Below are 13,913 nucleotides of genomic sequence, written 5' to 3' on the forward strand. Positions count from 1 at the left end.
CCTTTTTTTTGATTGCTATTCTACAATCTAGTAACAATATTATATCAAATGGGTGGCCCAACAGCAATTCCAAGTTTCATAAAAGGCTACGAAGCTACTGCAAAATCTGTGTATTGCCGCATCCCAGGTTCGTGAAATGCTAACACAATATCTTCCTTGGGAACTCCTGCACGCACCAAATCCGTTGCAATTCCATCTTCTGTCCAGTCTTCTTCGATCCAGAATTTGCGATCGCGAATCCGAACATATACAGTCATCCCGGTAATTCGTTCTCCCTTTTGCCAGCCCAGATTCATCCACATATAATGACCGTTTTGTTCGTCGGTAATTAAGAATGTCTCGATGTCTGGTTGAGGACGGCGATTAGACAATTCTACATACTCGGTTAAAATCCGTTTGATTAGCTTGGGATATTCGGTTAGTTTATCCATTCTACTATTTACTCTACTTGTTTGCGATCGACCAATTTATACCTCAACATATTTACATAAAGTTCTAGCTTCAGGAATAGACGAACCAGATTGACGCAACTCTTCTAAATAAACAACTATTGCTGCTTTAATTTCTTGTTCTACTTCCTCGATAGTTGCACCTATTGCTACGCATCCCGGTAAATCTGGAACATAAGCAGAATAATTGCTTTCAGATTTCTGGATCGCAACTGCATAACGTATAATTCTGCTTTGACTATCTGCTTTTGCGTCTGCGAACACAATAAAACCGACAGGGGTTAATTCCCATCTGTCACGAGGCGAATTTGTTTCTACATATCGTTGAACCAAGCCATCAGCAGCCAGTTTTTTTAAGACAACCATCATGTCAGGTTCTCGCGGTACATCTCGACGGGAAAGTGCATTGGCGAGTTCGTACCAACTCCACTTTCCTTGACCTTTAGCTACTAATTCCAGTAGCACTAATTCAAGCTGGGTTAATTGAGTTAGGTTTTTCATAAAAATTCCTCTACGCTTGGATGAAATAAAACGCCGAATCCTTCTTTTAATTTATAATCTTCAAGAGTAGCTGTGTGAGCATTGTTCCAAAGTTCATAAGCATCGTCGGGGTTTGTTGGCTGTCCCGTTGGATAGCCGAGTTTTTTATACCTCAGATACTCGCGCAACTCGTGAGTATAGAAGCGTAAATCAACAGGTTCAGCGACAAGGGTTTCGGTGGCGATATTTCTTAACCTTTCTACCATTCTTAGTTCAGGTTCACCAACTGGATTAAATCTCCGAACATGAGCTTCAACTAAGGCAACGCCTTTATCAGTAATTTTAACATTTTGATAAGATAAGTTGAGAATTTTCCCGCCCGCTTTTGATGGATTGAAGGGTCTGCCACTTGTTGTACCTTTTTTTGTCATTTTATTCGAGTGGCTTTAATTTAGCAGTCACAATCCAAAATACCTCTTTTATCTCTTAGTCTGCGGAGGCAGACTTTGTTTATGTAGTCGCGGTTTCAACCGCCGGGTGGGCTAGTCCTTCAACGAGTGCTATTGATTTACCAGTCCTCGCAGTTCCTTAATGTCGATGTGGATTCCTTGACGTTTCAGATATTGGCTCAAGTTAATCTGGATGAATAAATCTTTGAGTTCTTCAGCAATCTCTGCCGGGGGATTGCCAGATAACGCAGTTGCAATTAGACGTTCTGCTATTCGTAATTCGCCACATTCAATCGCTAAAGATGCTGCGCTGCGGTGAAGCACAGAACGAGTGGGTTCAGCATCAAGGGCGCTAGCGATTAGGGCTGCGGCCTGAGTTTCTTGTTCAAAGGCTTGGCGCGTGAATTGTGTAGCCAACTCCAACGCACCTCTTAAGCGGGCGACTGCTGCTGCTTCCGCTAAATCCATTGCTTGTTGGTGGAGCGATTGAATCTGGCTCATTGGATTACGGTTCCTTCAGGATTTTGCTTGGCACTAATAATAGAAATCGGTCGGCTGAACTCTACTACAATGATATACGCTGGCAAGCCTTGTGCGTCTGAGGTGCGGGTTTGTTCAGTTTTCAGCTTGACTCTAGTATTTATTTGACTTCGATTGCCTTTGCGAATTCCAGAAACCTCTAGCCGAGCCATTCGCTCAAATGGCAGTGTGGTAGCTGAATTTTGACTTCCTAACCAATAGTCAAATCCAGTTCCTTTACGAGAGCGTTCAATGACTGTGAGATTTGTTAATTGCAGAATTAACAGGAATGCGATTCCATAAGCAGCCTGCTCGGTAGTATATTCTTCGTCATTCCAACATCGTCGGGTTTGCTCGGTGACTGGCTGCCAATCTAACTTGAATGTGGCAGAAAATTCTCCTTCAACTTTAAGTGTTACTCCTGGTTGGTGAGCTTCATCGGTTAGACAAATCGCACCTGCTTCTGCGATCGCGGCTCCAAAGGCAGGTGTAATCGCAGGGAGTCCCTGGCTAAGGCTTTGTAAGTTTAAGATTTGAATCTGGCTCAAAGCGGCGTTGTTCTATGGAAACTAGATACTCAATTCTACTCTCAGTTGCGACAATTTGAGTCGATCGCCACTATTTTTCCACGATCGCCTTCCTGGACTTGCGATCGTCATATCGACCTTATTTCAGAGGGCAATTAGTAGAGATGTGCGATCGTGCGTGGGAGTCAGAAACCGGGTTTCTTCCTAAATCTTGGTGGGGATGCGTAAATTATCGCAGAAACCCGGTTTCTTGGACTAGGCGCGGGGCTCAGAAACCGGGTTTCTTCCTAAATCTTGGTGGGGATGCGTAAATTATCGCAGAAACCCGGTTTCTTGGATTTTGAGGCTGTTGGTGGGGAGTTAGAAACCGGGTTTCTTCCTATATCTGGGTGGGGATTCGGAGATTGTCGCAGAAACCCGGTTTCTTGAATTTGGGGGCTGTTGCTGGGGGGTTAGAAACCGGGTTTCTTCCTAAATCTTGGTGGGGATTCGGAGATTGTCGCAGAAACCCGGTTTCTTGGATTTCGCGGGAAGTCGAAGCAGGTTTCGTGGTTTTGGGCTTTGTAATAAATCTTTATGAAATCCTGTAACGCTTAGATGTTGCACTTTACAAGTCTCGACGCGAGAGAAGAGATGCAATCTGAGATGTCTTCTCCACCCTCTTCACCTCCTCTTATCTGCACTTCATACCCGTCAGCTTCAGAATCCCACCCCATATAATCATCTCTCTCACCTCCCCACATCCACCCACACCAAAGCACCCCCCACGGGAGGTGACCTTCTGATGCTTTCTCTAAACAAGTGAGGTAGTACAGCCAAGAGTTCTTTTTTCTCCAACCTACCTTATCGCAAAACCTCTCCCAAACTTCTCTATCATATTCACTGGTTCCCCCCAGACTTTGATAGATGCGCTTCTGCACGCTAAAGCCGAAGCGCCCATTGCTGTATTCTACCCAAAGTTGGTCAATGGTACGCAAGTCCTCGCAGGGAAATTTTTCAATACTTTCTACATCCAGCCATTCTTGTTTCCTACCCGGTATATTCAACATCACTCTCGCCGTTTCCTCATCGGCTTCTTGCCACTTTTTGGCCGCCAATAAATCTCGCAGATTTGTATAGTCTACTCCCCATTCTGACTTGAGAGGAACATCAGTCTCGATAGGAATAGCATTCGGTACAGGCGTAGATTTGGGAGACAATGGAGATGGCGATTTGTTCGCAGCGCTGCTACTCACAGAACTACCTTGAGAATATCGCTCATTTTCAATCTGTGATATAGCGATTCTTTGAATTCCGTTAATGGCCTCCATATCGCCTGTAGATGCAGCCAATACGCGAATCCATAACTGTTTTGCCAAATCGTAATCTTTGTTTAATTCCGCTTGATAGGCATCATTTTTAAGAATAGAAACATCTTGTAATGTTGCATATTGCGGGCAAATAATTAAGTGCGACTTCGTGACTGGCTCTGCAATACAGTAAGGTGTTTGCTGCACTTTTTCGCCTTTATGTTCTCGGATCAGTTCGGGAACTCGGCAACTCAAATAATGATTCAATCGCTCGACAGTTGCACATTTTCCTTGAATGCCCAAGCCCTCCAGCACTGCTTTTGTAAAAATACCTTGCTGTAAAGTTTCAATTTCGTAGGACAATTGATTGGGACTGCAAGAAAAGAAAGTAACGACTCCCTTTTGCCGCGCAATTTCAGCAGCTTGATTGCCGATTCCCAATCCCGATTTACTCCCTCGATACCGACAAGCATCCAGCATCAAAATCACATTGCCAGCACCACAGCCGCGCAAACATTCAGTCACAAAATCAATCGGAATCGCCGTATGTTCGACATCTTCCGCATCGCCATCGCAAGGCATCAAATAATCGCGCCCATTACACTGCATCCCGTGCCCGCTGAAGAAAAACCACAAATTATCTCCAGTTGCCATAATAGGCTTGTTAGAGATTTGCCTCAAAAATCGCCTCAGATTGTTACGAGAAGGACGAGTCGGTCTACCCTGATAATCGGGCGAGTCATCTGAGAAGAAAAAAACTTGCTCAAAACTCGCCCCGCGCAGAAATTCCTGCATTAACTCTGCATCCCGCTTGGCATATTTCAGCGGAGTTAGGAAATCATATTTATTGATGCCAATTGATATCGCCTGATTTCTTCCCATTTCACCTTAAGACTTACGTTTAAATCGCAACAATACGGTTCTGGTATCTGCTGCTTTTGCTCCCATGCCCAATAAACTGAAAGAACCTTCGGCGTTAATCGCAACGGATAACTCAATTTCTGATAATTCTATGGTTTTCATGTCAGCTTCCGCATCCGCGCGCCCGAACATTTTATCTACGGTTTGCATGAATTGAACGAGTTCTTTTTCTAATTTATTGATGCTGACTTTGTGCAGCCGCAAGTTATCTGCTGCTTTTGATACCTGTTTTTGGAGTTGGGTATTGGGAGTGCCAAAAGCATCGCCCCAATCGGGTAGCCCTGTATGTGCTCCTATCTTTGCACCGTCATAGTCGGGTGTGTCGGCAGACTCGCCCGCAGTATCGGCAGTCATAATCCAAATCGTTTCATCGGGCATGGGTGTTTAATACTCCAAATTATCTGGATAATTTTAGTAGATGCTAAGACTGATAATAATCTTAAATTGTACCTGAAATTTATAGATATCGGGTAGGGACACGGCTGGAGGGCAATTTCCTCTACTTATGCAGCAAAACTATTAACCAGTCTAACTGTAGGTCTGTCTGCACTTGTGGGCGATCGCAAATAACTTCCAGGTAGCGTCGCAACTGCTACAGTGTTTCCCAACAGATCGAAAAATTCAACGCTATAACCTGTTTCTAGTCCTTCAACGTGATGCTGTTCTACAACCGTACCGATATCGCCGGCATAAAGTCCTTCTTCAGCAAGGTTGCACAGCAAGATGACATCCGAATAAAGTTTATAGTTCATATCGTCCTCTGTTAACTTGTTAATCAGGAATCAACGTAATCAAACGGGGAAAATCAGTCCCTCTATCTATTTGCCAAACCGTCCTGACAAGAAGTTGTCTGCCAACAGGTGTCGAGAGATAGGCGCTAATTTCATATCGCGTTCCGTATCCTGTCTCCTTGACAACATCAACATCTGCGGACAGGTGAGCATCGCGAATATCCGTTTCTAATTGCTGCCAATTTTCTTGAGAATATCCGCATTGAATTAACAGTTTTGCTTTAGTACCTCCTCGTTTGTGTTCTATATTAAGTAGATATTCCGTCAATTTTGATGTTTCAATAATGGCGCGATCGCTATTGGGAATCTTCATAACTGGCTGGTGCGATCGGTGTATAGTTTTTGATAAAGTAATGAATTACTTTCCCTTGCTTGCTGTCTCAAGGTTTCAAATAGTTGTTCTCCCTCGAATAAATAAGCATCAATGGCTGTGCGGTTAGCAAGGTAGAAGGAAATTCCGCCATAAACTTCTTCTAGTGTCAGCACAGGGAATGATTGAACGATACTTTCTGGGGATTGTCCCGCCAGGAAAGCATAGACAATTGAATCTAAAGAAACGCGCTTCCCAAGGATGCGATAGCAACCATCTTGTTCTTCAACGTACTGTTTTGTTGTTAAAGTTACTGTGCTCATAGTTTACTCGATCGCCTCATATATAGATAGCCTTCAAAAACGTTGTAGATATTTGTACTGCTCGTTTTCTATTTGCTTCCGCAACTGTTGCAGCAGGAACAATCTGTGGGTAGCGTCTTGATATTCCTCCTTAGATAGAGAGCTACTTAATTGCTCCAACATGGCATCGCTCTCCTCCACAATTGCATTGCGAAAGAAGTCGCTAAGCTGGCGGCGATTGACTCCTTCTAATGCGATGACAGGAACTTCTATGGGTTCTCCATCAACTTTCATCTCCTTTAGTTCAGATTTGCCAATTCTAGCAAACTCGGAGCGAGCTAACCATTCATAAAAATCGTTTGAAACCTCAATAGCTTCGGCTTCTTCTTTATCCTGCGAGTAAAATGCAATATCTAACATTAGTCCTCCTCAGCTTCACAGCTCATAAATTCGGTGTCTGGAATATTTTCGGCATAGGCGATGTCATTTTTATTAAACATTTTTTTGGCTCTGTCTGTAATTTCTCCCGTAGTCAAAACGGCAGATACATTGCCTTTATTCACTATTTTTCTCGCTAAAGTCAGACCGATCTTTTTACGAGTTTTGACTTCAATGTATGGCATCCCTGTATTTTTGTCTGGTATTTACAATTGATTGTACTTGGCATTGATTTCGCGAACTATTTCCTTGACTTGTGCTTCATCTTCTGCTCTATAGTAAAGAATATCTCCATCCGGGTTACGTCCTCTGGTTCTTTCGCAGGGAATTCCTGCTGCTTGCAATTTATCCATAACCCATCCAATTAAATTTTTGTGAGCTTCTAAATGATAAATTAGTTCATCTTCATCAGTTTCCCATTCTTTGTCTACCATTCAATCATCCTCTTTCTCTGCCACCTAACAAGGGGCTTAAAGCCCCTTGGTAGATTAGTACAATTCTAACACAAAACTCTAACTACCGCCAATCCGGGCCACATCGCGAGCGTTTTCTTCAAACGCAGCCGTCAGCGCATCATCACCGCTTAAACCCGCAGCGATCGCCCTTTGAATAGCCTGCAACACCCGTTTATAATCCTTGGGCATCACTTTCACAAACATCGGCAACATCGCATCCCAATTTGCCAAGACTTTCGATGCGATCGCACTTCCAGTCAAATCAAAATGAGTCTGAATTAACTGCCGCAAATCTGCAATTTCCTCAGCATCCTCCAGTTTTTCCAGCGCCACCATCGACATATTGCAGCGAGTTGCAAAATCCCCCGCTTCATCCAAAATGTAAGCAACGCCGCCACTCATTCCCGCTGCAAAATTGCGCCCGGTTTCACCCAAAACTACAACTTTGCCGCCAGTCATGTACTCGCAACCGTGATCGCCGACACCCTCGACTACTGTGTTAACGCCGGAGTTACGCACCCCAAAACGTTCGCCCGCCATCCCTCGGATGAAAACCTCGCCAGATGTCGCTCCGTAAAGCACTACGTTGCCCACAATCACGTTTTCTTCTGCGACAAAGGTGGAAGCTTGCGACGGGTACAGCACGATTTTGCCACCGCTGAGGCCTTTGCCCAAATAGTCGTTGGCTTCGCCTTCGAGCTCTAGGGTGACTCCTTTGGGTACGAATGCGCCAAAGCTTTGTCCGGCGCTGCCTTGGAAGTGTAGGTGCACGGTATCATCGGGCAAACCTTCCCAGTGGCGTTTGGTGATTTCGTTGCCGAGAATTGTGCCGACAACGCGGTTGACGTTGGTGATTGGGAGTTTGGCGCGGACTGGTTCGCCGTGTTCGATCGCACCTTTGCACAAATCCAACAACACCGTCAGATCCATCGACTTTTCTAAACCGTGATCCTGCGCCATCTGACAATAGCGCCCAACATCCGCCCCAACTTCCGGCTGATAAAGGATGTTCGAGAAGTCCAAACCCTTAGCCTTCCAGTGTTCCACCGCTTGTTGCGCTTCCAAAACATCGGTGCGCCCTACCATTTCATTCAAGGTGCGGAAGCCCAACTGCGCCATGATTTCACGGACTTCTTGGGCGACGAAGGTCATAAAGTTTACCGTGTGTTCAGGATCGCCGGTAAAGTTTTTCCGCAACAGGGGATCTTGTGTCGCAACGCCCACAGGACAAGTGTTCATGTGACAGACGCGCATCATAATGCAGCCCAAAGTCACCAGCGGCGCAGTCGCAAAACCGAATTCCTCAGCACCAAGCAATGCAGCAATTGCTACATCGCGGCCTGTTTTTAGTTGTCCGTCGGTTTCCACAGCAATGCGCGATCGCAAATTATTCAAAACCAGGGTTTGGTGAGTTTCCGCCAATCCCAACTCCCAAGGTAAACCGGCGTGTTTGATCGATGTTTGCGGCGACGCGCCGGTACCGCCGTCATAGCCGGAAATTAGCACCACATCGGCGTGGGCTTTCGCAACCCCAGCCGCGATCGTCCCGACTCCCACTTCTGACACTAATTTGACGCTAATCCGCGCTTCCCGGTTGGCATTTTTCAAGTCGTGAATCAATTCTGCCAAATCTTCGATCGAATAAATGTCGTGGTGAGGCGGAGGCGAAATCAAGCCTACACCGGGAGTCGAGTGCCGTACCTTGGCAATCCACGGGTATACTTTTTTACCGGGTAACTGCCCGCCTTCTCCGGGTTTTGCCCCTTGCGCCATCTTGATTTGGAGTTCCTTTGCTTGGGAAAGGTACAAGCTGGTAACGCCAAAACGCCCGGAAGCAACTTGTTTGATCGCACTGTTTTTCGAGTCACCGCGATCGTTTGTCCAAGTATATCTTTCCGGATCTTCGCCGCCTTCACCAGTGTTCGATTTGCCACCAATGCGGTTCATCGCTACAGCTAAAGATTCGTGGGCTTCCTTAGAAATCGAACCGTAACTCATCGCCCCAGTTTTGAAGCGTTTGAGAATAGCTTCCACTGGTTCAACTTCTTCAATTGGAATCGATTCCCGCTGCTTGAATTGCAATAAACCGCGCAGGGTAAAATGCTGTTGATTTTGTTCGTTAACCAGGGCAGAATACTTTTGGAAAAGCGGATAACTGCCTTCGCGCACGGCTTTTTGCAGGGCGTGAATGGTTTGCGGGCTGAACAAGTGGGCTTCGCCTTCCTTGCGCCATTGATATTCGCCGCCGACATCGAGGGTGTGTCCGCTGGATGGGCGATCGGGGAATGCGTGAGTATGGCGTAAAATCGCTTCTTGGGCGATGACTTCGAGGTCTACTCCTTCAATCCGTGATGCTGTCCAGGTGAAGTATTTATTGACTACGGATTTGTTTAAGCCGATCGCCTCAAATATCTGTGCACCACGGTAACTTTGAATTGTGGAAATCCCAATTTTGGACGCAACCTTTGTCACGCCTTTGGTTGCGGCTTTCACGTAGTTTTTGCAAGCTGTCTTGGTATCAACATTTACCAGCAAACCTTCGCGGATCGAATCTGCGATCGTCTCAAAGGCCAAATACGGATTGATCGCACCGCAACCGTAGCCGATTAAAGTCGCAAAGTGGTGAACTTCCCGCGGTTCGCCGGATTCGAGCACCAGTCCCGCCCGCGTGCGCGTACCTTGGCGGATCAGGTGATGGTGTAAGCCAGCAACTGCTAGCAATGCGGGAATTGGAGCGTTTTCGGCATTGATTCCCCGATCGCTCAAAATGATAATATTCACCCCAGAGGCGATCGCACTGTCTGCGGCCACAAAAACATCTTCTAAGGCTTGTTCCAAACCTTTTACACCAGTTTTGGGGTCGAACAAAATCGGTATCGTAATCGACTTGAAATTACCTTGGGAAACGTGTTTGAGTTTCGCCAGTTCTTCATTGCTGAGAATTGGTGTTTTCAGTTCAATTAAATGACAGCTTTCTGGTTCCGGCTTGAGCAAATTGCGTTCCGATCCGATCGTAGTTTCAGCAGAAGTCACAATCTCTTCTCTGATAGAATCAATGGGCGGATTCGTAACTTGGGCAAACAGTTGTTGGAAATATTCATAAAGCAGTTTTTGCCTGTTCGATAAAACAGCTAACGGCGTATCCGCGCCCATCGCGCCGACAGCTTCCACTCCGTCCCGTGCCATCGGTGCTAACAGCAACCGTAGTTCTTCAAAGGTGTAGCCAAAGGCCATTTGTTGCTGCAATAAAGGCACTGGGTTGGATTCTGCAACTTCCGTAGCATCTGGTAGCTTGGCAATTTCTACCATATGCGTGTCAATCCACTCGCGATACGGATGTTCCGAGGCAATTTGATGTTTGATTTCTTCGTCAGAAATGATGCGGCCTTCTGCGGTATTTACCAGGAACATCCGGCCTGGTTGTAGGCGGCCTTTTGATGCAATTCGTTCTGGGGCGATCGGCAAAACACCCGCTTCCGATGCCATAATTACTAAGTCATCCTTAGTGATACAGTAACGGGAAGGACGCAAACCATTGCGATCGAGCACAGCCCCGATCGATGTACCATCCGTAAAGGCGATCGAAGCAGGCCCGTCCCAAGGTTCCATCAAACAGGAATGGTATTCGTAGAAAGCCTTTTTCTCGTCACTCATCGACTCGTGGGCTGTCCACGGTTCGGGAATCATCATCATGATGGCATGAGGCAAAGAACGTCCGGCCAAAGTCAGCAATTCTAAAGCATTATCAAAAATAGTTGAGTCGCTACCTTCGACATTGATTAAATTCGGGATTTTCTTCAAGTCATCGCCGAATAGTTCCGACTCAAACATCGATTGCCGCGCGTTCATCCAGTTGATGTTGCCACGCATGGTGTTAATTTCGCCGTTGTGGGCGATGTAGCGGTAAGGGTGCGATCGTTCCCAACTAGGGAAAGTATTGGTGCTGAAGCGCGAGTGAACTAGGGCTAGAGCGCTTTCCATGTCGGGGTCGTGCAGTTCGGGATAGTAATCTCCGACTTGCACGGGCATCAGCATTCCCTTGTAGACGATCGTCCGGCAGGAAAGTGTGGAATTATACCAGTAGGGGTCTACGTTAGTCCTGCGAATCGCATTATGTGCCCGTTTGCGAATGACGTAGAGTTTGCGCTCAAAAGCTGCCTCGTCCATACCTGCGGGGCGGCTGACGAACACTTGCTGCATAAAAGGTTCGCTGGCTTTGGCGGTATCGCCCAGGGATGAGTTGTCTGTGGGGACATCGCGCCAACCTAGCAGGGGACATCCTTCTTCGGCGGCGATTTCGGCAAAGATGCGTTTGCCGTTTTCCCGTTCCGTCTGGTTTCGCGATGAGTAAATTGCACCGACACCGTACTCGCCGGCTTCGGGAAGTTCGATGTTTTGGGCGGCGGCTGCTTTTTTGAGGAATTTGTGGGGCACTTGCATCAAAATGCCCGCGCCGTCTCCGGTATTGGCTTCGCAGCCGCAAGCGCCCCGATGGTCGAGATTCAGCAGGATTGTCAGTGCCTGTTCTACTATTTCGTGGGATTTGTTACCCTTGACGTGTACGATGAAGCCGACTCCGCAAGCGTCGTGCTCGAACTGCGGATCGTACAGGCCTTGCTTTTCTGGCAGTCCGTTGTTGTTCATTTTGATGTGTCTCTCAAAGTGGTGAAAAGATGTTGATCTAGAGTAGAGCGTGGGATGCCGATCGATCTAGTATGATGTATTATATATAGATTTACTGCATTGGGTAGATGCAGGAAAAAATCAAAGCTGGTGCGATCGAGCGTGAAAAATAGTTACAACGGATGAGTTAACTATGGAACCCGAAGGTCTAAATATTTATGCTTAAAAAATCTTTAATTATTACTGTATCTCCTGAGATCATGGGTGGCACTCCAGTCTTTGCTTGTACTAGAGTTCCGGTACAAACACTTCTAGACTATCTAAAAGGAGGAGAATCAATTGATGATTTTTTAGATGGATTTCCAACTGTGACTAAAGAGCAAGTTATGGCATTGCTGGAAGAAGCAGAAAAACAGCTTGTTGGTATGGTGGCATAACGCATGAAGCTTCTTTTGGATGAGTGTATAGATCGCAAATTTACCAGAGAATTTGTTGATTATGAGATAAAAACGGTTCCACAAATGGGATGGGCGGGTGTAAAAAATGGTCAACTTCTTGCCCTTGCAGAAGCAGAGTTTGATGTTTTCATTACAGTCGATCGCAACTTGTCATTTCAACAGAATTTACCACAGTTCAACATTGCGGTAATTGTTCTGCAAGCACCCTCCAATCCCTTGGCAGATTTGAAGCCTTTAGCTCCCAAAGTTTTAGCGATTTTAGCAATGGCAACTACTGAACAAGTTACGATTGTCAGTGCATAGCTTTACGACATACGCTCTATGCAATTTTTCCCAACAACTGAATCCCCGATCGCCAATCAATCCTATAATAATTTTATAGCGTTGTGCGTGCTGCGTCCATTGATGCGATCGCCTAAACCCAACAAAATGATTCCGGGATTCATCTCAAATCCGCTGGTATCGCAATTATTCATCTCTCTCCTCTCTTCCTCTGGGCCCTCTGCGCCCTAGAAAAGTTAAATCATTCCAAAACAACCGTAAATGGTACAAGATGTCCCATTAAATAAAGAATCAGCCGCCGTAGATGAAGATTTGATGTAGATTTGGTCGATCGCACCCATGACAGGTGACAACTACTATGGTGATTTTGCTATGGTTGTTAAGGCTGGTCGATCGGGCAAAGCAGACTTCGCAGTAAAAATGTACCGTTCGCTAATCCATCGGCGCAGGTAAGCTTAAATTTTAACCACAAATTAGCTAACCTCAAAAACCAACTTTGTCTACTAAAGCTTCAACAAGCAATCCTGAAGGAGTAAAAACATGGTTCAGACTCAAGAAATTTCTCAAATATCTACTCTAGAAGCACCTATAGCAATCAACGGAATTACCGCCACAGAAATGCGCCCTTGGGGTTCTTTTACAACTCTTGAAGAAGGCCCAGGATATAAAATTAAGCGTATAGAAGTTAAGCCCGGACATCGCCTCAGCCTCCAAATGCACCACCATCGCAGCGAACACTGGATAGTGGTTTCTGGTACTGCTAAAGTTACTTGTGGCGAAAATGAACAAGTTCTATTTACTAATCAATCTACCTACGTTCCTCAGTGCATCAATCACCGTCTGGAAAATCCTGGTGTGATTCCCCTGATTTTAATTGAAGTACAGAATGGCGAATATCTGGGAGAAGACGATATTGTACGTTTTCAAGATGATTATGCCCGGACTGAATCTAAGGCTAAATAACCTATAAACTGGTAATTGGGCATAGGGCATAGGGCATAGGGCATAGGGCATAGGGTATTCGCACCAACAAGTAAGCAATAAACAATTAGTAATAAGCCGCAACTAATAACTAATTCCCAATTCCCAATTCCCAATTCCCAATTCCCAATTCCCTCCCCAATTCCCAATTCCCAATTCCCAATTCCCAATTCCCCATTCCCCATTCCCAATTCCCAATTCCCCATTCCCCATTCCCAAAATTAATGATTCATCTTAGCAAAACCGCAGCTCAGGAAGTAATGCGCCTCAAATCTAAGCATCCAAACCCCAATGCTTTATTTCGTCTAGGCGTGGAATCTAGCGGTTGTTCCGGTTTATCTTATACCATGGCTTTTGAGGATGCGATCGACTCAGAAGCCAATGTTTGCGAGTCGGAGGGCATTGAAATTGCGATCGACCCCCAGCATTTAAAATATCTCAACGAGCTCACCTTGGACTATTCAGAGGATTTGATGGGCGGAGGTTTCCGATTTCACAATCCTAACGCGGCTAAAAGTTGTAGCTGCGGCAATTCGTTTTCTGCATAGAGATAAATACTCAACCTCTAGGCTTCGTCAGTTATAGCCTTTCGAGCTCTCCTATGAGGTACGAGCGAGAATTGGTAATGGGTAATAGGTA

General features: G+C 45.8%; 19 protein-coding genes. 4 read left to right on the top strand and 15 right to left on the bottom strand.

Annotated elements, in window-relative coordinates; genetic code table 11:
* Positions 1–86: 86 nt before the first annotated feature.
* From ACBR23_RS08995 to gltB, 14 genes are all read right to left on the bottom strand, one after another.
* A complete protein-coding gene (locus tag ACBR23_RS08995) occupies positions 87–431 on the bottom strand; it encodes a XisI protein (RefSeq protein WP_341738236.1) in 345 nt (114 codons plus the stop codon).
* A 36-nt stretch (positions 432–467) separates the two neighbouring features.
* On the bottom strand, positions 468–950 hold the full coding sequence (locus ACBR23_RS09000; protein WP_341738237.1) for a type II toxin-antitoxin system HicB family antitoxin: 483 nt from the start codon (positions 948–950) through the stop codon (positions 468–470).
* Complete coding sequence (locus ACBR23_RS09005) at positions 947–1,360, bottom strand: hypothetical protein (protein WP_341738238.1); 414 nt, start codon at positions 1,358–1,360, stop codon at positions 947–949. Before ACBR23_RS09005 ends, ACBR23_RS09000 begins: the two co-directional genes overlap by 4 nt.
* Positions 1,361–1,489: 129 nt before the next feature.
* Complete coding sequence (locus ACBR23_RS09010; protein WP_371116564.1) at positions 1,490–1,879, bottom strand: hypothetical protein; 390 nt, start codon at positions 1,877–1,879, stop codon at positions 1,490–1,492.
* On the bottom strand, positions 1,876–2,445 hold the full coding sequence (locus ACBR23_RS09015) for a hypothetical protein (protein ID WP_371118400.1): 570 nt from the start codon (positions 2,443–2,445) through the stop codon (positions 1,876–1,878). The genes ACBR23_RS09010 and ACBR23_RS09015 overlap by 4 nt, the downstream gene beginning before the upstream one ends.
* A gap of 572 nt (positions 2,446–3,017) precedes the next feature.
* The gene (locus ACBR23_RS09020) at positions 3,018–4,595 is read right to left on the bottom strand and encodes a GUN4 domain-containing protein (RefSeq protein ID WP_371116566.1); all 1,578 of its coding nucleotides are present in this window, start codon (positions 4,593–4,595) and stop codon (positions 3,018–3,020) included.
* 6 nt (positions 4,596–4,601) lie between these two features.
* Positions 4,602–5,012, bottom strand: a complete 411-nt coding sequence (locus ACBR23_RS09025) for a hypothetical protein (protein ID WP_371116567.1) — start codon at positions 5,010–5,012, stop codon at positions 4,602–4,604.
* A gap of 125 nt (positions 5,013–5,137) precedes the next feature.
* Positions 5,138–5,386: a DUF4926 domain-containing protein gene (locus ACBR23_RS09030; protein WP_371116568.1), complete on the bottom strand. Its 249-nt coding sequence runs from the start codon at positions 5,384–5,386 to the stop codon at positions 5,138–5,140.
* A 19-nt stretch (positions 5,387–5,405) separates the two neighbouring features.
* A complete protein-coding gene (locus ACBR23_RS09035; protein WP_371116569.1) occupies positions 5,406–5,738 on the bottom strand; it encodes a DUF6883 domain-containing protein in 333 nt (110 codons plus the stop codon).
* Positions 5,735–6,058 (bottom strand): DUF433 domain-containing protein, encoded by a 324-nt coding sequence (locus tag ACBR23_RS09040; protein WP_371116570.1) that lies wholly within the window; start codon positions 6,056–6,058, stop codon positions 5,735–5,737. The genes ACBR23_RS09035 and ACBR23_RS09040 overlap by 4 nt, the downstream gene beginning before the upstream one ends.
* Before the next feature lie 33 nt (positions 6,059–6,091).
* On the bottom strand, positions 6,092–6,457 hold the full coding sequence (locus tag ACBR23_RS09045) for a hypothetical protein (RefSeq protein ID WP_371116571.1): 366 nt from the start codon (positions 6,455–6,457) through the stop codon (positions 6,092–6,094).
* Positions 6,457–6,660 (bottom strand): hypothetical protein, encoded by a 204-nt coding sequence (locus ACBR23_RS09050; RefSeq protein WP_371116572.1) that lies wholly within the window; start codon positions 6,658–6,660, stop codon positions 6,457–6,459. Before ACBR23_RS09050 ends, ACBR23_RS09045 begins: the two co-directional genes overlap by 1 nt.
* Before the next feature lie 21 nt (positions 6,661–6,681).
* The gene (locus tag ACBR23_RS09055; protein ID WP_371116573.1) at positions 6,682–6,909 is read right to left on the bottom strand and encodes a hypothetical protein; all 228 of its coding nucleotides are present in this window, start codon (positions 6,907–6,909) and stop codon (positions 6,682–6,684) included.
* Between the two features lie 78 nt (positions 6,910–6,987).
* The gene (gene gltB, locus ACBR23_RS09060) at positions 6,988–11,574 is read right to left on the bottom strand and encodes a glutamate synthase large subunit (protein WP_371118401.1); all 4,587 of its coding nucleotides are present in this window, start codon (positions 11,572–11,574) and stop codon (positions 6,988–6,990) included.
* Between the two features lie 197 nt (positions 11,575–11,771).
* On the opposite strand from gltB, the gene ACBR23_RS09065 reads away from it, so the two are divergent.
* The 3 genes from ACBR23_RS09065 (at position 11,772) to ACBR23_RS09075 (ending at position 13,256) form a co-directional block, all read left to right on the top strand.
* Complete coding sequence (locus ACBR23_RS09065; protein ID WP_340518868.1) at positions 11,772–11,990, top strand: DUF433 domain-containing protein; 219 nt, start codon at positions 11,772–11,774, stop codon at positions 11,988–11,990.
* A gap of 3 nt (positions 11,991–11,993) precedes the next feature.
* A complete protein-coding gene (locus ACBR23_RS09070) occupies positions 11,994–12,314 on the top strand; it encodes a DUF5615 family PIN-like protein (protein WP_340518867.1) in 321 nt (106 codons plus the stop codon).
* A 519-nt stretch (positions 12,315–12,833) separates the two neighbouring features.
* On the top strand, positions 12,834–13,256 hold the full coding sequence (locus tag ACBR23_RS09075; RefSeq protein ID WP_340518866.1) for a phosphomannose isomerase type II C-terminal cupin domain: 423 nt from the start codon (positions 12,834–12,836) through the stop codon (positions 13,254–13,256).
* A gap of 102 nt (positions 13,257–13,358) precedes the next feature.
* Here ACBR23_RS09075 and ACBR23_RS09080 read toward each other — a convergent pair whose 3' ends face one another.
* Positions 13,359–13,487, bottom strand: coding sequence for a hypothetical protein (locus tag ACBR23_RS09080; protein ID WP_371118402.1), 129 nt, complete (start codon positions 13,485–13,487; stop codon positions 13,359–13,361).
* 11 nt (positions 13,488–13,498) lie between these two features.
* Here ACBR23_RS09080 and ACBR23_RS09085 point away from each other — a divergent pair, with 11 nt between their 5' ends.
* On the top strand, positions 13,499–13,822 hold the full coding sequence (locus ACBR23_RS09085; protein ID WP_341738249.1) for an iron-sulfur cluster assembly accessory protein: 324 nt from the start codon (positions 13,499–13,501) through the stop codon (positions 13,820–13,822).
* Positions 13,823–13,913: the final 91 nt, after the last annotated feature.

It is taken from the genome of Microcoleus sp., from assembly GCF_041354475.1.
In the GTDB taxonomy this organism is placed as follows: Bacteria; Cyanobacteriota; Cyanobacteriia; order Cyanobacteriales; family Microcoleaceae; genus Microcoleus.